Source organism: Mycobacterium sp. M23085, from assembly GCF_045343915.1.
GTDB lineage: Bacteria > Actinomycetota > Actinomycetes > Mycobacteriales > Mycobacteriaceae > Mycobacterium.
On the sequence record NZ_CP174280.1, the window covers coordinates 2,102,873 to 2,120,881 of the forward strand.

General features: G+C 70.4%; 14 protein-coding genes. 4 read left to right on the forward strand and 10 right to left on the reverse strand.

What is annotated here, in order from left to right; translation table 11 throughout:
- Positions 1–35: 35 nt before the first annotated feature.
- Together ACIUM1_RS09460 and ACIUM1_RS09465 are read right to left on the reverse strand one after the other, a co-directional pair.
- A complete protein-coding gene (locus tag ACIUM1_RS09460; RefSeq protein WP_406816915.1) occupies positions 36–317 on the reverse strand; it encodes a DUF3017 domain-containing protein in 282 nt (93 codons plus the stop codon).
- The gene (locus tag ACIUM1_RS09465; protein ID WP_406816916.1) at positions 314–1,159 is read right to left on the reverse strand and encodes a bifunctional methylenetetrahydrofolate dehydrogenase/methenyltetrahydrofolate cyclohydrolase; all 846 of its coding nucleotides are present in this window, start codon (positions 1,157–1,159) and stop codon (positions 314–316) included. Before ACIUM1_RS09465 ends, ACIUM1_RS09460 begins: the two co-directional genes overlap by 4 nt.
- Positions 1,160–1,353: 194 nt before the next feature.
- On the opposite strand from ACIUM1_RS09465, the gene ACIUM1_RS09470 reads away from it, so the two are divergent.
- From ACIUM1_RS09470 to ACIUM1_RS09480, 3 genes are read left to right on the forward strand one after another with little or no spacing between them, the layout of a single operon-like run.
- Positions 1,354–2,559, forward strand: a complete 1,206-nt coding sequence (locus tag ACIUM1_RS09470; protein ID WP_406816917.1) for an NADH:flavin oxidoreductase — start codon at positions 1,354–1,356, stop codon at positions 2,557–2,559.
- 30 nt (positions 2,560–2,589) lie between these two features.
- A complete protein-coding gene (locus ACIUM1_RS09475) occupies positions 2,590–5,235 on the forward strand; it encodes an FHA domain-containing protein (protein ID WP_406816918.1) in 2,646 nt (881 codons plus the stop codon).
- A 37-nt stretch (positions 5,236–5,272) separates the two neighbouring features.
- Positions 5,273–7,843 (forward strand): ATP-binding cassette domain-containing protein, encoded by a 2,571-nt coding sequence (locus ACIUM1_RS09480; RefSeq protein ID WP_406816919.1) that lies wholly within the window; start codon positions 5,273–5,275, stop codon positions 7,841–7,843.
- A 4-nt stretch (positions 7,844–7,847) separates the two neighbouring features.
- Here the strand turns inward: ACIUM1_RS09480 and ACIUM1_RS09485 are convergent, their stop codons facing one another.
- The 6 genes from ACIUM1_RS09485 to ACIUM1_RS09510 all read right to left on the reverse strand — a co-directional run bounded on the left by ACIUM1_RS09485 (position 7,848) and on the right by ACIUM1_RS09510 (position 13,446).
- Positions 7,848–8,405 carry a pentapeptide repeat-containing protein gene (locus ACIUM1_RS09485; RefSeq protein ID WP_406816920.1) on the reverse strand — a complete coding sequence of 186 codons (558 nt, stop codon included), beginning with the start codon at positions 8,403–8,405 and terminating at the stop codon, positions 7,848–7,850.
- Positions 8,402–8,989, reverse strand: coding sequence for a GTP-binding protein (locus ACIUM1_RS09490; protein ID WP_406816921.1), 588 nt, complete (start codon positions 8,987–8,989; stop codon positions 8,402–8,404). Before ACIUM1_RS09490 ends, ACIUM1_RS09485 begins: the two co-directional genes overlap by 4 nt.
- Positions 8,970–9,344, reverse strand: coding sequence for a DUF742 domain-containing protein (locus ACIUM1_RS09495; RefSeq protein ID WP_406816922.1), 375 nt, complete (start codon positions 9,342–9,344; stop codon positions 8,970–8,972). The genes ACIUM1_RS09490 and ACIUM1_RS09495 overlap by 20 nt, the downstream gene beginning before the upstream one ends.
- Before the next feature lie 6 nt (positions 9,345–9,350).
- Positions 9,351–9,758, reverse strand: coding sequence for a serine protease inhibitor (locus ACIUM1_RS09500; protein ID WP_406816923.1), 408 nt, complete (start codon positions 9,756–9,758; stop codon positions 9,351–9,353).
- Positions 9,758–12,586 carry an ATP-binding protein gene (locus ACIUM1_RS09505; RefSeq protein WP_406816924.1) on the reverse strand — a complete coding sequence of 943 codons (2,829 nt, stop codon included), beginning with the start codon at positions 12,584–12,586 and terminating at the stop codon, positions 9,758–9,760. The genes ACIUM1_RS09500 and ACIUM1_RS09505 overlap by 1 nt, the downstream gene beginning before the upstream one ends.
- Before the next feature lie 254 nt (positions 12,587–12,840).
- Positions 12,841–13,446 carry a class I SAM-dependent methyltransferase gene (locus ACIUM1_RS09510; protein ID WP_406816925.1) on the reverse strand — a complete coding sequence of 202 codons (606 nt, stop codon included), beginning with the start codon at positions 13,444–13,446 and terminating at the stop codon, positions 12,841–12,843.
- Positions 13,447–13,464: 18 nt separating this feature from the next.
- Between ACIUM1_RS09510 and ACIUM1_RS09515 the strand changes: the two genes are divergently transcribed.
- On the forward strand, positions 13,465–13,929 hold the full coding sequence (locus ACIUM1_RS09515; protein ID WP_406816926.1) for a tRNA (cytidine(34)-2'-O)-methyltransferase: 465 nt from the start codon (positions 13,465–13,467) through the stop codon (positions 13,927–13,929).
- 24 nt (positions 13,930–13,953) lie between these two features.
- On the opposite strand, the gene ACIUM1_RS09520 is transcribed toward ACIUM1_RS09515, so the two are convergent.
- Together ACIUM1_RS09520 and ACIUM1_RS09525 are read right to left on the reverse strand one after the other, a co-directional pair.
- Positions 13,954–14,601 carry a nitroreductase family protein gene (locus tag ACIUM1_RS09520; protein ID WP_406816927.1) on the reverse strand — a complete coding sequence of 216 codons (648 nt, stop codon included), beginning with the start codon at positions 14,599–14,601 and terminating at the stop codon, positions 13,954–13,956.
- Between the two features lie 33 nt (positions 14,602–14,634).
- Positions 14,635–17,958 (reverse strand): error-prone DNA polymerase, encoded by a 3,324-nt coding sequence (locus ACIUM1_RS09525; protein WP_406816928.1) that lies wholly within the window; start codon positions 17,956–17,958, stop codon positions 14,635–14,637.
- Between the last annotated feature and the right edge of the window lie 51 nt (positions 17,959–18,009).

The window sequence follows — 18,009 nt, forward strand, 5'->3', positions numbered from 1 at the left end:
CGGGCAGGTTGCGGCGCTAGTGGAAGTCTGACGCTTCAGCGGGTGCCCAGCGGGTCGATGGTCCACGCGATATAGAACATCGCCGCGCCGACCGTCGCGGTGGTGATGAAGTCGATTCCCTTGCCGCGCACCACCAGCAGCCCGGCCCGGTCCTCTGAGAGCACCAGCCGCAGCAGCGCCGCCACCCCGACACCGATGCCGATCAGCAGCGAACCGCGACGCCAGAAGTTGGCTCCCACCAGGGCCAGCGCCGTCGCAAAGATCAAGCCCACCAACACAATTGGCCACTGGGCCCGCAGCATGGTGCGCGCGGTCATTGACGCTCGGCCCGCTCGACCACGTTGGTCAGCAGGAACGCACGGGTCAACGGGCCCACCCCACCGGGGTTGGGCGACACGTGGCCGGCCACATCCCACACGCCGGGGTGCACGTCGCCGGTGAGCTGGCCGTCCACCCGGCTGACACCGACGTCGACGACCGCGGCGCCGGGGCGCACCATGTCGGCGGTCAGCAGATGCGGCACGCCCACGCCGGCCACAATGATGTCCGCCTGTCTGGTCAGCGCCGGCAGATCACGAGTTCCGGTGTGGCACAACGTTACCGTAGCGTTTTCGGAGCGTCGGGTCAGCAACAGGCCCAGCGGGCGGCCGACGGTGACACCGCGGCCGATGACGACGACATGCGCGCCGGCAATCTCGACGTCGTAGCGCCGCAACAGATGCACGATGCCGCGCGGCGTGCACGGCAGCGGGGCCGGGTCCATCAGCACCAGCCGGCCCAGGTTGGTCGGGTGCAACCCGTCGGCGTCCTTGTCGGGATCGACCCGCTCCAGCGCCGCGTTCTCGTCGAGATGTTTGGGCAGCGGCAATTGCACGATGTAGCCCGTGCATTCGGGATTGGCGTTGAGCTCGTCGATCGTCGCGTTAAGCGTGTCGGTGTCGGTGTCGGCGGGCAGGTCGCGGCGGATCGAGGTGATGCCGACCTTGGCGCAGTCGGCGTGCTTGCCCCGCACATACGCCTGGGAGCCGGGGTCGTCGCCCACCAGGATGGTGCCCAGGCCCGGGGTGCGCCCGGAGGCGGTCAACGCGGACACCCGCTGTTTGAGGTCGACGAAGATCTCGTCGCGGGTGGCCTTGCCGTCCAGCGTGATTGCTCCCACGCTGACAGTCTGGCAGACATCGACGGTGGCGACCCGCCGCGCCCGGCTTCGCCGCGCTTGCGATCGCCGCGGCACCCAATGATGGCGACCCGCCGCGCCCGGCTTCGCCGCGCTTGCGATCGCCGCGGCACCCAATGATGGCGACCCGCCGCGCCCGGCTTCGCCGCGCTTGCGATCGCCATTAGGCTCCCGGTATGTCTACCCCTCCGGACGTGTTCAGCCCCGCGAAGCTCGGTCCGATAACGCTGCGTAACCGCACCATCAAGTCCGCCACCTTCGAGGCCCGCACGCCCGAGGCCCTGGTGACCGACGACCTCATCGAATACCACCGCCTGCCGGCCGCCGGCGGGGTCGGCATGACCACCGTCGCCTACTGCGCCGTCTCCCCCGGCGGGCGCACCGAGGGCAACGGGATCTGGATGCGGCCGGAGGCGGTGCCCGGGTTCCGGCGGCTCACCGACGCGATCCACGCCGAGGGCGCCGCGGTCAGCGCGCAGATCGGCCACGCCGGCCCGGTGGCCAACGCCAAGTCCAACAAGGCGAAGGCCCTGGCGCCGGTCCGGTTCTTCAACCCGATCGGGATGCGGTTCGCCAAGAAGGCGACCCGCGAGGACATCGACGAGGTCATCGCCGGGCACGCCAACGCCGCCCGCCTGGCCATCGAAGCGGGCTTCGACGCCGTCGAAATCCACCTGGGCCACAACTACTTGGCGAGTTCATTCCTGTCCCCGCTGATCAACCGGCGCGACGACGAGTTCGGCGGATCGCTGCAGAACCGGGCCAAGGTCGCCCGGGGCATGGTGATGGCCGTCCGGCGCGCGGTGGAGAAGGAAGGCACGCCCATCGCGGTGACCGCCAAGCTGAACATGGCCGACGGGGTTCGCGGCGGCATCAGCACGGAGGAATCGCTGACCACCGCCAAGTGGCTGGAGGAAGACGGCGGCCTGGACGCGATCGAACTCACCGCGGGCAGCTCGCTGGTCAACCCGATGTACCTGTTCCGTGGCGATGCGCCGCTCAAGGAGTTCGCCGGGGCGTTCAAGCCGCCGCTGCGCTGGGGCATGCGCATGACGGGCAAGAAATTCCTGCGCGAGTACCCCTACCGCGAGGCCTACCTATTGCGCGACGCCAAGCTGTTCCGCAACGAGTTGAAGATGCCGTTGATCCTGCTCGGCGGCATCACCAACCGGGAGACGATGGACCTGGCGATGGCGGAGGGATTCGATTTCGTCGCGATGGCCCGCGCGCTGCTGGCCGAACCGGATCTGATCAACCGAATCGCCGCTGATGGCGCCCGGCACCAGGTGCATTCGGCATGCACCCACTGCAACCAGTGCATGCCCACGATCTACACCCGAACACACTGCGTGGTCACCGGCGCGCCTGATGTCGCAAGTTAAACCACAGCGCCGCAAGCTACAGTTGTGGCGATGTCAGCACCAGCCCCGCCAGCGCTAACCGTCCATCACGAAGGATCGGAACGCACCTTCGCAGCGGGCCACGATGTAGTAGTCGGGCGCGATCTGCGAGCGGACATGCGTATCACCCACCCGCTGATTTCGCGTGCCCACCTGCTGCTGCGTTTCGATCAGGGCAAGTGGCTGGCGATCGACAACGGCTCGCTCAACGGAACTTTCGTCAACGGCCGGCGGGTGCCGGTGGTCGAGATCCACGACGGGCAGACCATCAACATCGGAAACCCGGACGGACCGTTGCTGACCTTCGACGTCGGCCGGCACCAGGGCATGGCCGGGCGTCCGCCCCGGACCGAATCGATGGGCATCCCGGTGGCGGCAGCTCCGCCGCAGGCCGCGGCGTGGTCGGCGCAGCCGGGCCCGCCCGTCGCCGCCCCGCCGCCACCACCCGGGCGCACGCCCAACTGGGCCGCGCCGCCGCGGCGACCGCAGCCCGCGCCCGTGCAGCGGCAAGCCCCGCCGGGTCACACCATGTACGGCGGCGGCGGACGCCCACCCGCCTTCCCGCCCGCCGCGCCGCCCCCACCGCACAGCGCCCCGGCCCACGGGCCGATGCCGGCCGCCTCGGGGAGTCCGCACACCCAGATGGCCCCGGTCGCAGCCAAGCCGCCCGAGGTGGCGAACCTGGCCACCAAGATGTTCCAGGCGCTGATGCCGTCGCGGTCCGGCGCGATTCAAAAGCCGGCCGGGTCGCAGACCATCGGCCGGGCCACCGACAACGACATCGTCATCCAGGACGTTCTGGCCTCGCGCCACCACGCCTTCCTGCTCCAGACGCCGCTGGGCACCGAGATCCGCGACGCGCACAGCGTGAACGGGACCTTCGTCAATGGCGTCCGGGTCGGCTCCGCGGTGCTGACCGAGGGCGACGTGGTCACCATCGGCAACGTCGACCTGGTCTTCACCGGCGACAGCCTGGTCCGGCGCACCGAGGCGGCCACGCGCACCGGCGGGCTGGAGGTCAACTCGGTCTGCTATACCGTCGACCACGGCAAGCAGTTGCTGGACCACATCTCGCTGACCGCGCGGCCCGGGACGCTGACCGCCATCATCGGTGGGTCCGGCGCCGGCAAGACCACGCTGTCGCGGCTGATCGTCGGTTACACCAGCCCAACCTCGGGCACGGTCACCTTCGAGGGCCACAACATTCACACCGAGTACGCCTCGATGCGCAGCAGGATCGGCATGGTCCCGCAGGACGACGTGGTGCACCGCCAGCTGACGGTCAACCAGGCGCTGAACTACGCCGCCGAGCTGCGGCTGCCGCCGGACACCAGCAAAGAGGAGCGGGCCCGCGTCGTCGCGCAGGTGCTCGAGGAACTCGACATGACCCAGCACGCCGACACGAGGGTCGACAAGCTCTCGGGCGGCCAGCGCAAGCGCGCCTCGGTCGCGCTCGAGCTGCTCACCCAGCCGTCGCTGCTGTTGCTGGACGAGCCGACGTCGGGTCTGGACCCGGCGCTGGACCGTCAGGTGATGCTGATGCTGCGCCAGCTCGCCGACGCCGGCCGCACGGTCCTGGTGGTGACCCACTCCGTGTCCTACCTGGACGTGTGCGATCAGATCCTGCTGGTCGCGCCCGGCGGCAAGACCGCGTTCTGCGGGCCGCCCGACCAGGTCGAGGCCGCCATGGGGACGCGCAACTGGGCCGACATCTTCGCCAAGGTGGGCGCCGACCCGGACGAGGCCAACCGCCGCTTCAAGGAGCGCAACCAGCAGTCGTCGCAGCCACCGACCCCGCAGAGTCCGGCCGATCTGGGCGAACCACCCCAAACCGACCTGCTCCGGCAGCTGTCCACGATCGCCCGGCGCCAGGTTCGGCTCGTCGTGTCCGACCGCGGCTACACCATCTTCCTGGCGGTGCTGCCGTTCCTGATCGGCGCGCTGTCGCTCACGGTGAAGGGCCCACACCCGGGCCTCGGCCCGGCCGACCCGATGGGCCCCGCGCCGACGCAGCCGCAGTACATCATGGTGCTGCTGAACATCGGTGCCGTCTTCATGGGCACCGCGCTGACCATCCGCGACCTGATCGGCGAGCGCCCTATCTTCCGGCGAGAGCAGGCCGTCGGCCTGTCCACCACTGCCTACCTGCTGGCCAAGATTGCGGTGTTCTGCGTGTTCGCCACCGGCCAGGCGGCGATCGCGACGATTATCGTGCGGCTGGGCAAGGGCGCGCCGACGGCGCATCCGCAGTTCTTCGGCAACTCCACCTTCTCGCTGTTCGTCACCGTGGCGGGCACCTGTGTGGCCTCGGCCATGCTGGGCCTGCTGCTGTCGGCCCTGGCGCAGTCCAACGAGCAGATCATGCCGTTGCTGGTGGTCTCGATCATGTCCCAGCTGGTGTTCTCCAGCGGCATGATCCCGGTGTACCAGCGGTTCGGCCTCGAAGAGATGGCCTGGCTGACGCCCGCCCGGTGGGGCTACGCGGCGGGCGCGTCCTCGATCGACTTCCCGTCGCTGGTCAAGGTGAAGCAGATCCCCACCAACGACCCGATCTGGCAGCACTCGAAGCACATTTTCGTGTTCGACATGTTCATGCTCGCCGCGCTGTCGATCGGCTACACCGGCTTCGTCCGCTGGCATATCCGGCTGAAACGCTAGGCCGGCGCCCCCGCCCGCGACCCCTGACCTGGATGTGATGACTCGACCTGAGCAGCCCGTACTGACGGCTCGGTCTGACCGCTCCGAAGGCAGCTTCGCCGCCGGCCGCGACGTGGTGGTGGGCAGCGACCTGCGTGCCGATCTGCGGGTGGCGCACCCACTGATCGCCCGCGCGCACGTGTTGCTGCGCTTCGATCAGGGGCGCTGGCTGGCGGTCGACAACAACTCGCTGAACGGTGTCTATCTGGACGGCAAGCGGGTGCCGGTCGTCGACATCCACGACGGCCAGACCATCAACATCGGCAAGCCGGACGGCCCGCGGATCACCTTCGAGGTGGGCCAGCACACGGGCAACGTCGGCCTGCTTCCACCGACCACGAAGTCGATTCCCATCCTCGCGCCGCGGCCCGGCCCGCCGGCGCCCCCCAGCGGCCCGCGCCCGGCGCCGGCCCCGCGCCGGCCGCTCGCGCGTCAGCCCCGGCCGCCCGCTCCGCCGCGCCCCATCGCCTGGCCCGACCCCAAGCGGAGGTCGGCCGGCCCGACCGTCCCGCCCGATACGCCGGCCCGCGCCGCACCGCAGTCCGGGCCGCACCCCGCCGCGCTGAACCCACCCACCCAGGCCGGCCGCGGCGGCGACGCCGAGGAATTCCCGACCACATGGGTCGGCGTCCCGGGGACCGAATCCGAGCGCCGGCCGCAGGCCGGCCGCGCCGTCTGGATCGGGCGGGCGCTCAACAACGACGTCATCGTGCACGACGTGCTGGCCTCACGCCATCACGCCTTCCTGAACCCGACCCCGACCGGTACCGAGATCCGCGACGCGAACAGCAGCAACGGCACCTTCGTCAACGGTGTCAGGGTCGGGTCCGCCGCGCTGGCAGACGGCGACGTGGTGACGATCGGCAACGTCGACCTGGTGTTCTCGGGCGGCATGCTGGTCCGGCGCCAGGAGGCGGCGACCCGGGCCGGCGGCCTGGAGGTGCGGGAGGTCAACTTCGCCGTCGATGGGAAAAACCTGCTGGAACGGATCTCCCTGGTCGCCCGGCCCGGCACGCTGACCGCGCTGATCGGCGGGTCGGGGGCGGGCAAGACCACGCTGTCCCGGCTGATCGCCGGGTATGCCACCCCGTCGTCGGGCTCGGTGACCTTCGAGGGTCACGACATCCACACCGAGTACGCCTCGCTGCGCACCAGGATCGGCATGGTCCCGCAGGACGACGTCGTGCACCGCCAGCTCACGGTGAGCCAGGCGCTCGGATATGCGGCCGAGCTGCGCCTGCCGCCGGACACCAGCAAGTCCGATCGCGAGCAGGTGATCGCCCAGGTGCTCGACGAGTTGGGCCTGACCGAGCACGCCCATACCCGGGTCGACAACCTTTCCGGGGGGCAGCGCAAACGCGCGTCGGTGGCTTTGGAACTGCTGACCGGGCCGTCGCTGCTGATCCTCGACGAGCCCACCTCCGGCCTGGACCCGGCGCTGGACCTGCAGGTCATGACCATGCTGCGGCAACTCGCCGACGCCGGCCGCGTCGTGCTGGTGGTCACCCACTCGCTGACCTACCTCGACGTCTGCGACCAGGTGCTGCTGATGGCGCCGGGCGGCAAGACGGCGTACCTCGGTCCGCCCGGCGAGATCGGTGCGGCCATGGGGACCACCAACTGGGCGCACATCTTCGCCAAGGTGGGCGCCGACCCGCAAGAGGCCAATCGCCGCTTCCTGGCGCAGAACCGGCCGCCGCCGCCGACACCGACCCAGGCGCCGGCCGAGCTGGACGTCCCGGCCCGCACCAGCAAGCGCCGCCAGTTCTCCACGATCGCCCGCCGCCAGGTTCGGTTGGTGGTCGCCGACCGCGCCTACTTCCTGTTCCTGGCGGTGCTGCCGTTCGTGATGGGTGCGCTGTCGCTGACCGTGCCGGGCCGGGTCGGTTTCGGCTATGCCGATCCGGGCAGCGAGTCGGCCGGGGAGGCCGGGATGATCCTCACCCTGCTGACCATGGCCGCCGCGTTCATGGGCACCGCGCTGACCATCCGCGACCTGATCGGCGAGCGCCCGATCTTCCGGCGCGAACAGGCCGTCGGCCTGTCCAGCACGGCCTACCTGCTGGCCAAGGTCGCGGTGTTCTGCACGTTCGCCGTCATTCAGGCGGCCATCGCCACGGCCATCGTGGTGCTGGGCAAGGGGCCGCCGACGCGGCCTGCGGTGCTGCTCGGTAACTCCACCCTGGAGCTGTTCGTCGGGGTCGCGGCGACGTGTGTGGCCGCGGCGATGCTGGGCCTGTTGCTCTCGGCGCTGGCGCGGTCCAACGAGCAGATCATGCCACTGCTGGTGGTGTCGCTGATGATGCAGATGGTGCTGTCCGGCGGCATGGTGCCGGTCACCGACCGGATCTTCCTCGACCAGCTGTCCTGGCTGGTGCCCTCGCGATGGGGGTACGCGGCGCAGGGGTCGACGGTCGACCTGTGGACGGTGTCGCCCGGCCCGCAGAGCCCGCGGGACAGCCACTTCCAGCACACGGCGACGGCCTGGCTGTTCGACATGGGCATGCTCGCGGCGCTGACGGTCGGCTACGCGGCGCTGGTGCGGTGGCGCATCCGGCTCACCCGCTGAGCGATCAGCGCTCGCCGTCCAGCCGCAGCCCGTGGGCGAGCGCGAAGGCGACGGCCTGGTCGACGTCGACGCGGGCGCCGGCCAGCGAGGCCGTCGTCCACAGCGTCGGATCCACGCCCGCGCCACGCAGGTCGGCCCCGTCCAGCCGGGTGCCGGCGGTCCGCGCGCCCCGCAGGTCCGCGCCGCGCAGCACGGCCTTGCGCAGGTCGGCCTCCACCAGGCTGGTCTCGCGCAGCCGGCAGCCGCTCAGGTCGACGCCGCGAAGGTCGGCACCGCCGAGCACGGCGAGGGTGAAGTCCACCTCGTCGAGCGTGATCGGTCGCAGCCGGCACTCGACGAACACCGACCCCAGCATCGAACATTGGGAAAAGGTACTGTGCCACAACGACGTCCGGCGGAACGTGCAGTTGCGGAAGGCCGACCCGCGGTGTGCCGATTCGGCGAGGTTGGCCCCGCCGAAATCGCATTCGGTGAACACCACCCGCTCGGTCTGCAACCGGCTGAGGTCTTCGTCGGTGAAGTCGTGGCCCTCGAATTCCTGGTCGACCCACCGCGTGGTCAATTGGCCGACAGGCTGGCCAGGGCGTATTCGCTGACGGCGATCAGGGCGTCGGTCGCCGACCGGCGATCCCGGGCGTCGACGCTGATCACCGGGATGTGCGGCGGCAGGGTCAGCGCCTCACGCACCTCGGCGACCGGGTAGCGGGGGGCGCCGTCGAACTCGTTGACCGCGACCAGAAACGGCAGGTTGCGGTGCTCGAAGAAGTCGACCGCGGCGAAGCTGTCCTGCAGCCGCCGGCAGTCGACCAGCACGACCGCGCCGATCGCGCCGCGCACCAGGTCGTCCCACATGAACCAGAAGCGGCGCTGCCCGGGCGTGCCGAACAGATAGAGCACCAGATCCTCGGCCAGCGTGATCCGGCCGAAATCCATTGCCACGGTGGTGGTCCGCTTGTCCGGGGTGGCCTCGAGGGCGTCGACACCGCTGGAGGCGTCGGTGAGCATCGCCTCGGTGCGCAGCGGCATGATCTCCGACACCGCCCCGACGAAAGTGGTCTTGCCGGCTCCGAATCCGCCGGCGATCACGATCTTCGTCGACGCGTGCGTACCGGAATCGGGCCGCACGTCAGAGTGCGCGTAAGCCACGCAGTGTCCTTCCTATGAGTTCGTGGCGTTCATCGGAGGTCGAACGCTCGGACAACGTCTTGTGCACTTGAAGGTAGCCGGACAGCACCAGATCCCCGACCAGGACGCGCGCAACGCCGAGCGGAAGGTCCAGCCGTGCCGAGATTTCGGCCACCGACGGGTGCTCGACGCACAGTTGGATTATTCTGCCCCGCGCGTCGTTGGGCGGCCACTTGTGCGCCAGGCCGGCCTGCAGCGTCTGAATCGGCGCCTCCAGCGGGAGGTCGACGTGGGTGTCGGTCCGCCCGGAGGTCAGGGTGTACGGGCGGACCAGGTTCCCCTTACGGTGCGCCGGCCAGGTCTCGGGGGTGTCCATCGTGGCTCACCGGTGCTGCTGCACGGCCGTCCGGCGGGTGGACTGCACCACGCCGCCGACCCGTTCGACCAGGACGGCCATCTCGTACCCGATCTGACCGATGTCGCACGACGCCGCCGCGAGCGTCGCCAGGTGCGAGCCATCCCCGACCCGCATCAGCAGCAGGTATCCGTTCTGCATCTCGACCACCGACTGCAGCACCTGCCCGCCCTCGAACAGCTGGGCGGCGCCGGTGGCCAGGCTGGCCAGCCCGGAGGCCACGGCGGCGAGCTGGTCGGCGCGTTCCCGCGGCAGATGCTCGCTGGCCGCGATGGGTAGCCCGTCGACGGACACCAGCAGCGCGTGCGCGACGCCGGGGACCTCGCGGGCGAACCTGGTGACCAGCCAGTCCAGGGAGTTGTCGGGGGAGGTCATTATTCGTCGGATCCTTGGTCGGTTTCACGGGCGTGCGAGCGTCCGGTGCGCACACCCCCGAAATGGCTACTGAACGAGGCGCGGACCGCCTCGGGGTCGCGGGCTAAGCGGCCGGTGGCCGCGTGCTGCGACTCGCGATGCGACGGCGAGCTGCCGTTGAGCCTGGGGTCGGGCTCGGCCGGCTCGTCCCGTGCGGTGCCGTTGGCGCCGCCGGGTACCAGCCGGGCGCCCGGCGTGCGCACCGGCAGCCCGTGGTTGGTGGTGTGCGCCTCGACGGGTTTTTCCTCGGCCGCGGCCGCCAGCGTCCAGCCCCGGTCCCAGACCGTCTGCCAGTCCAGGTCGGGGCTGTTGACCAGATCGTGCGGGTCGCCCAGCATCTCCGACAGCATCCGCCGGTAGATGACGTCGTCGTCGGCCGGGGCGGCCGTCGCGGCGGCCGGGATGGACGCGACCGGCGACGGCTGGTCCTGTCGGGTTTCGGTGCGTTTGTCCGGCTCCCGGGTGCGGGCGGCGAAGAAGGCGGAGGTGTCCGACGCCGCCCGGGCCGGCTGGGCCGGTTCGGGTGCCGGGTTCGGCTCGGGCTCGGGGGCGGGCGCCGCCGGCTTGGGGGTGTTCTCCCACCACGGGGTGGCCAGCTCGCGGCGCTGGCGCCGGGGCAGCTGTTCGGCGGCCGGGGCGGGAACCGCCGGAACCTCGGTGATGCCGCTGGAACCCGGGTTGCGGCGGGGCAACAGCGTGACCGACGGCCCGGCCGCGTCCGCGGCGCTGCGCGCCGCCGGCTCCAGCGTGCCGTCGTCCCGCGCGTCGTCGGCGGCGTCGGCGGTGTGCGCGCCGGCGAGCTTGGCGCTCGGCGAAGAGACCGCGCGGATGTGGCGGGGGGCCGCAGACTCGGCGGCGGTATGGCCGGCGAGCACCGTCGGCGGCAGGTAGATCTCGGCGGTGGTGCCCGAGCCCGATTCGTTGGCGGCCGGGCCGCGCAGCCCCACCCGGATGCCGTGCCGGGCCGCGATCCGGCCCACCACGAAAAGGCCCATGTGCCGGGCATTGTCCGGAGCGGGGTCGGGGCTGACGTCGCCGCCGGCCTGCAGCCGCATGTTGGCCATGCGCCGGTCGGTGTCGTTCATTCCCAGGCCGGAGTCGGCGATCCGCACCACCACTCCCCCTTGCGGATCTGAGCCACCGCGTGACGCCGAAATCCGCACGGACGTCGTCGGCGGCGAATAGCGCAGGGCGTTGTCGATCAGCTCGGCGAACAGATGAATGGCGCCGCCCGCGGCCGAGCCGATCAGCGCGCACTCGGGCAGCCCGGCGAGTTCGACGCGGCGGTAGTCCTCGACCTCGGACACCGCGGCGTTGATCACCGTGGCCAGCGGCACCGGGTCACGCTGGTCGCGGGCGAGCTGCGCGCCGGCCAGCACCAGCAGGTTGGCGCTGTTGCGGCGCAGCCGCGCGGCCAGGTGGTCGAGCCGGAACAGGCTGTCCAGGCGGTCGGGGTCCTCCTCGTTGCGCTCCAGCCGGTCGATGAGCGCCAGCTGCTGGTCCACCAGCGTGCGGCTGCGCCGCGACATGGTCTCGAACATGTCGTTGACCAGCAGCCGCAACCGCGCCTCGTCGCCGGCCAGCAGCAGGGCCTGGGTGTGCAGCTCGTCGACCGCGTGCGCGACCTGGCCGATCTCCTCGGTGGTGTACACCGGCAGCGGGCTCGGAGTCGGTTCGGCTCCACCGGCCTTGACCCGGGCGATCTCCTCTGCGAGATCGGTGTGGGCGACTTTGAGCGCACCGTCGCGCAGGATGCGCAGCGGCCGCACCAGGGCGCGTGCCACCAGCAGCACGACCCCCAACGCGATCACGATGGCGGCCAGCACCAGGACCATGTCCAGGATCGCCGCGGAGCGCCGCTCGGCGGCCTGGGCGTGCACCGCCTTGGTCACCGAGGCGGTGGCGTTCTTGATGACCTGATCGGCGATGTCGTCGGTGATCTGGATGGAGCGCAGCAGGTCGGGGTTGTCGACCAGCACGCTGGCCGGATCGGACATGATCGCCATCCGGCTCACCATCTGCTGCTGCAGCGTCTTGGCCTCCGGCGATCCGGCGCCCAGCACTTCGCTCATGCCGAACAGCGTCGACGGTTCGGTGCCCGCCAGGGTGGCCATCGAGGTCCGCAACTGCGGCTCGGGAAGCTCGGCCCCGCGGGTGACCAGGATCTTCTGCATCGTCATCTGCCCGCGGGCGCCGACCGCCCGGCTCAGCCCCTGCGCCTGGGCGCGGATCTTCTCGTCGTCGACACGCACCGAGGCGTTGATGACGTCTTCGGCGGTCAGCAGGATCGGCGCATACAGGGTCACCCGCTCCCGCAAACCGAGGCCGGGGTCGGCCGCCTTGTTCACCAGCATCTGCCCGCCGTCGAGCAGGGTGTTCACCCCCGAGCGCACGTCGGCGCTGACGTCGGTGTCGTCCAGCCGGGTCTGCAGTTCGTACTTGCGCGCCTCGTAGTTCTTCTTGGCGCCCTCGACGTCGCGCCCGGTGGAGCTCGCCAGCAGCGCGACGTCCAGCGCCGACATGTACTTGGTGATCACCGGCACCACGTCGGCGCGGGCGGCGGCCAGCCGCAGGCCGGCCGCGTTGGCCATGGCGCCCTGGATGCGCAGCACCCCGAACACCGTCGCCAATACCAGCGGGACCAGCACGATCGCCAGCACCTTCCAGCGCACCGGCCAGTTGCTCAGCGACCAGGCCGGCGGGCGTTTGGCCGGTGCGGGGTCGGCGCCGGTGGTCGGCGCGGGCTCTATGACATCCGCCTCGACCGGTGGGGTCGGGCGGGTGAACATGGTCACGTCATCGCGGCCGCGTGACCGGCCGCTGCGCTGACCCTGAGCGCTGAAAGAAACGATTGGCTCATGAAACTTCCTGCTTTATTTCGCCCGCCCCGCGCCAGATAGACGTGTGCGTGTAGGTGTGGCAATCCGACGAGTATGCCAGCCCGCGGCGCAGGCCACCAGAATCGTTACTGAGTAGACAGGTCCCTCCAAGGTGTCGCCGCCCCCGCGCGGCCGCCCCTGGCAAACACCCGAAGGGCGAAACCTCAGGCGGGCCGAAGGAGCGCGACGAGGAAATCGGAGTCGTCGGTGAACGGCCGCATGTCCCAGGTGGACAGCAGCAGATCCGGCGCGAAGCCCGCATCGACCGCGTCGTGGAGAAAATCGGCGAACTCGTACTCCCGGTAGGCGCCGAAGCCGATCGCGGCCCGGCCGTCGTCCGCGATGTGGGCACGCAGCCGGCTCAACACCTCCACCCGGGTGCTCGGGGCAAGAAACGTCATCACGTTGCCGGCGGACACGATGACATCGAACGGTTCGGTGATGCCGCGGGCGGGCAGGTCCAGCTCGGCGAGGTCGCCGACCAGCCAGCGCGGGCCGGGGTAGTCCTGCTCGGCCGCTTCGATCAGCGCCGGGTCCACGTCCACTCCGACCACCCGGTGACCCGCCTCGGCCAGATAGCCGCCCAACCGTCCGGGCCCGCAGCCGGCGTCGAGGATCCGCGCGCCGCGCGGCGCCATGGCGTCCACGAAACGGGCCTCGCCGGCCAGGTCGTCGCCGGCGCGGGCCATGGCCCGGAAACGCTCGATGTACCACTGCGAATGCCCCGGATCGGCAGCGACCTTCTGCATCCAGATGCTCTGCTCGACCATGCGACCATTATCGGCGTTGTGTTCAAGCTGATGTTCGTGTCCCCGCGGATCCCGCCCAACACCGGCAACGCCATCCGGACGGTGGCCGCGACGGGCTGCGAATTGCATCTGGTCGAACCGATGGGATTCGACCTGTCCGAACCAAAGCTGCGCCGGGCGGGGCTGGACTACCACGACCTCGCGTCGGTCACCGTGCACGCCTCGCTGGGGGCCGCCTGGGCGGCGCTGTCACCGCAGCGGGTGTTCGCGTTCACCTCGCACGCGTCCGCCTCGTTCGCCGACGTGCGGTACCGGGCCGGCGACGTGCTGATGTTCGGTCCCGAACCCACCGGGCTGGACGCCGCGACGCTGGCCGACCCGCACATCAGCGCGCAGGTACGCATCCCGATGCTGGCCGGCCGGCGCTCGCTGAACCTGTCCAACGCCGCCGCGATCGCCGTCTACGAGGCGTGGCGCCAGCACGGCTATCCCGGGGCGATGTAGGGCAGCGACGACAACTGGATGTGGTCACCAGCTGTTCCAATGCGTCACCCGGTCGGCGGGCAGCCGCTTGGCCGGGCGGAAGTCGGTGCCCTTGGTGTAGGCGATCGGGAACAGACCGCCCTGGCTGTATCGGTCATGCGGGATGCCGAGCACCTCGGCGGCCTGCTTCTCGCCGTCGTTCAGCAGGTGCAGCGTGGTCCAGCAGGTGCCCAGGCCGCGGGAGCGCAGCGCCAGGCAGAAGCTCCACACCGCGGGGAACAGCGACGCCCAGAACGACGCGCTCAGCCCCAGCGGAGCCTTCTCCACCCGCCCCTCCAGGCAGGGAATCAGCAGCACCGGCGCCTCGTGCATGTGCTCGGCGAGGTATATCGCGGAGTCCTTGACCTTGGGCATCCGCTCGCCGCGGGTGTCGCCCTCGGGGTACTCGGCCGACGGCAGGCTCAGGTAGCCGCGGGCGTTGGTCAGGTAGATGTCGGCGATCGCCTTCTTCTTCTCGGCGTCCTCGACGAAAACCCATTGCCAGCCTTGCGCATTGGAGCCGGTGGGCGCCTGCAGCGCCAGCTCGAGGCATTCCATCAGGACGTCGCGAGGTACCGGCTTGTCGAAGTCGAGGCGTTTGCGGACCGAGCGGGTGGTGGTGAGCAGTTCGTCGACGGACAGATTGAGGGTCATGTTTTGTCAGACTACCGAGGCGGCCGGGCGGGGTCAGCGGAAGTCGCGGGACTTCGAGCCGACGGACAGGGATATACGGCCCAGCCGCTCGGCGACGACCGTGATTGCGCCGCTGGCGTTTTGGACCTGACCGCGGACCAGCAGCGCCGGTGCCGAGTTCGCCAGCTTGCGATGCCGTGCCCACACCCCCGGCGCGCAGAGCACGTTGACCATCCCGGTCTCGTCCTCGAGATTGATGAACGTGACCCCCTGCGCCGTGCCGGGCCGCTGCCGATGGGTGACCGCGCCCGCGATCAGCACGCGGTCACCGTCGGGCACCGAGCCCAGCTTCTCGGCGGGCACCACCCCCATCGCGTCCAGATCGGCCCGCAGGAACTGCGTCGGATAGCTGTCCGGGGAGACGCCGGTGGCCCACACGTCGGCGGCGGCCAGCTCCAGCTCGCTCATCCCGGGCAGCGCCGGGATGTGTGACGACGACCCCACCCCGGGCAGCCGGTCCGGCCGCTGGGTGGCCGCCGCCCCGGCCGCCCACAACGCCTCGCGCCGGGACATGTCGAAGCAGCCCAGCGCGCCGGCCGTCGCCAGCGCCTCGGTCTGCGGTACCGAGAGCTGCAGCCGGGTCGTCAGGTCTAGCAGGGAAACGAACGGGCCGTTGGCTTTTCGCTCGTCGACCAGTTGTTCAGCCAGGTCGTCGCCAATGTGGCGGACCGCGCCCAGGCCGAGCCGCACCTCGGTGCCCGCGTTCTCGAGCGTGGCGTGCGCCAGGCTGGCGTTGACGTCCGGGCCGTGCACCGTCACGCCGTGCCGGCGCGCATCGGCCACCAGCGACTGCGGCGAGTAGAACCCCATCGGCTGGGCGCGCAGCAGCGCCGCACAGAACGCCGCCGGGTGATGCAGCTTGAACCACGACGAGTAGAACACCAGCGACGCGAAGCTCAGTGCATGGCTTTCCGGGAAACCGAAATTGGCGAAGGCCTCCAGCTTTTCGTAGGTGCGGTCGATCACCTCGTCACCGGCGCCGTGCAGCGTGCGCATGCCCTCGTAGAACCGGCCGCGCAGCCGTCGCATGCGTTCGGTCGAGCGCTTAGACCCCATGGCGCGGCGCAGCTGATCTGCCTCGGCGGCCGAGAATCCGGCGCAGTCGACCGCGAGCTGCATCAACTGCTCCTGAAACAGCGGCACCCCCAGCGTCTTTCGCAGCGCCGGCTCCATCGACGGGTGGTCGTAGACCACCGGGGCCTCACCGTTGCGCCGCCGGATGTAGGGATGCACCGACCCGCCCTGGATGGGGCCGGGGCGGATCAGCGCGACCTCCACCACCAGGTCGTAGAACACCCGCGGCTTCAGCCTCGGCAGGGTCGCCATCTGCGCGCGCGACTCCACCTGGAACACGCCGACGGAGTCGGCACGCGAGAGCATCTCGTACACCGCGGGTTCGGAGAGGTCGAGGCGGGCCAGGTCCACCTCGATCCCCTTGTGCTCGGCCACCAGGTCGATGGCATAGTGCAGCGCCGAGAGCATCCCCAGGCCCAGCAGGTCGAATTTCACCAATCCGATTGCCGCGCAGTCGTCTTTGTCCCATTGCAGGACGCTGCGGTTCTCCATGCGCGCCCATTCCACCGGACACACGTCGGCGATCGGGCGGTCGCAGATCACCATGCCGCCGGAATGAATGCCCATGTGTCGCGGCAGGTTCCGGATCTGGCTCGCCAAATCGACCACCGGTTCGGGGATACCCTCCACGTCGGGTGAGTCGGCAAGCCCGTTCCAGTGGCTGATCTGCTTGCTCCACGCGTCCTGCTGGCCCTGCGAGAAGCCCAGGGCGCGGGCCATGTCACGCACCGCGATCTTTCCCCGGTAGGTGATGACGTTGGCGACCTGGGCGGCGTAGTCGCGGCCGTATTTGTCGTAGACGTACTGGATGACCTTTTCGCGCTGATCGGACTCGATGTCCATGTCGATGTCGGGCGGCCCGTCGCGGGCCGGCGACAGAAAACGCTCGAACAGCAGCTCGTTGGCCACCGGGTCGACGGCGGTGACGCCCAGGGCGTAACAGACCGCGGAGTTGGCCGCCGATCCCCTGCCCTGGCACAGGATATTGTTGTCCCGGCAGAACCGGGCGATGTCGTGCACCACCAGGAAGTAGCCCGGAAAGGTCAGCTGCGCAATGATTTTCAGCTCGTGCTCGATCTGGGCATACGCGCGCGGCGCGTGCTCGGCCGACCCATAGCGGTCGCGCGCACCGGCCATGGTCAATTGCCGCAGCCAGCTGTCCTCGGTGTGCCCGGCGGGCACGTCGAACGGTGGCAGCTGCGGCGCGATGAGGGCCAGTCCGAACGCGCACTGCTCGCCCAGCTCGGCGGCCGCGGTCACCACGTCGGGCCCTCCCACCCGGAGGTGCCCGAACAGCCGGGCCATCTCCTCACCGGAACGCAGGTGCGAACCGCCCAGCGGGGCCAGCCACCCGGCGGCGGCATCCAGGGACTGCCGCGCCCGGATGGCGCCCATCGCCATGGCCAGCCGGCGCCGCGACGGCCCCGCGAAATGCGCGCCGGTGGTGGCGACGACACCGACTCCGAAGCGTGGGGCCAGCGCGGCCAGCGCCGCGTTGCGTTCGTCGTCGAGTGGTTGACCGTGATGGGTCAGTTCGATGCTGACCCGCTGCGCCCCGAACCGGTCCACCAGATCGGCCAGGGCCCGCTCCGCGGCCGCTGGGCCGCCATCGGAAAGGGCTTGGCGGACATGCCCTTTGCGACAGCCCGTCAGGATGTGCCAGTGCCCGCCGGCGGCCTCGGTCAGCGCGTCGATGTCGTAGCGGGGCTTGCCCTTCTGGCCGCCGGCCAGATGCGCCGCGGCCAGTTGCCGCGACAACCGCCGGTAGCCCTCCGCGCCGCGGGCCAGCACCAGCAGGTGCGGGCCGGGCGGGTCCGGCTGCTCGGTGCGGGCACGGGCCCTGACGTCGCCGCCATGGCGGCTCTGCGGCCCTAAAGACAGTTCGGCGCCGAACACGGTGCGCATGTCGAGCTCGGCCGCCGCTTCGGCGAACCGCACCGCCCCGTACAGGCCGTCATGGTCGGTGAGGGCCAGGGCGCGCAGGTCCAGCCGGGCCGCCTCCTCGACCAGCTCCTCGGGCGTGCTCGCCCCGTCCAGGAAGCTGAACGCCGAATGCGCATGCAGTTCGGCGTAGGCGACTGACGAACGAGACGCCCGGCCGTCATCCGGTGCCCGGTACGTCGCGCGCCTGCGCGACAGTGGGCCGTCGGATTCCGGGCCCGCCGACTCCCCGGCATGGCGCGGCTTGCTGTCGAGCACCCGCTCCATTTCCGCCCAGCTCGGCGGCCCGTTGAACCAGCCCATGGCGGCCAGTATATCGAACTGGTGTTCGATTTAATCGCGGGTCGGTACAAC

Coding starts and splice junctions, on each gene's coding strand:
- ACIUM1_RS09460 (WP_406816915.1), bottom strand. CDS start 317: ATGACCGCGCGCACCATGCTGCGGGCCCAGTGGCCAATTGTGTTGGTG.
- ACIUM1_RS09470 (WP_406816917.1), top strand. CDS start 1,354: ATGTCTACCCCTCCGGACGTGTTCAGCCCCGCGAAGCTCGGTCCGATA.
- ACIUM1_RS09475 (WP_406816918.1), top strand. CDS start 2,590: ATGTCAGCACCAGCCCCGCCAGCGCTAACCGTCCATCACGAAGGATCG.
- ACIUM1_RS09480 (WP_406816919.1), top strand. CDS start 5,273: ATGACTCGACCTGAGCAGCCCGTACTGACGGCTCGGTCTGACCGCTCC.
- ACIUM1_RS09495 (WP_406816922.1), bottom strand. CDS start 9,344: ATGGACACCCCCGAGACCTGGCCGGCGCACCGTAAGGGGAACCTGGTC.
- ACIUM1_RS09500 (WP_406816923.1), bottom strand. CDS start 9,758: ATGACCTCCCCCGACAACTCCCTGGACTGGCTGGTCACCAGGTTCGCC.
- ACIUM1_RS09505 (WP_406816924.1), bottom strand. CDS start 12,586: ATGTTCACCCGCCCGACCCCACCGGTCGAGGCGGATGTCATAGAGCCC.
- ACIUM1_RS09510 (WP_406816925.1), bottom strand. CDS start 13,446: ATGGTCGAGCAGAGCATCTGGATGCAGAAGGTCGCTGCCGATCCGGGG.
- ACIUM1_RS09520 (WP_406816927.1), bottom strand. CDS start 14,601: ATGACCCTCAATCTGTCCGTCGACGAACTGCTCACCACCACCCGCTCG.
- ACIUM1_RS09525 (WP_406816928.1), bottom strand. CDS start 17,958: ATGGGCTGGTTCAACGGGCCGCCGAGCTGGGCGGAAATGGAGCGGGTG.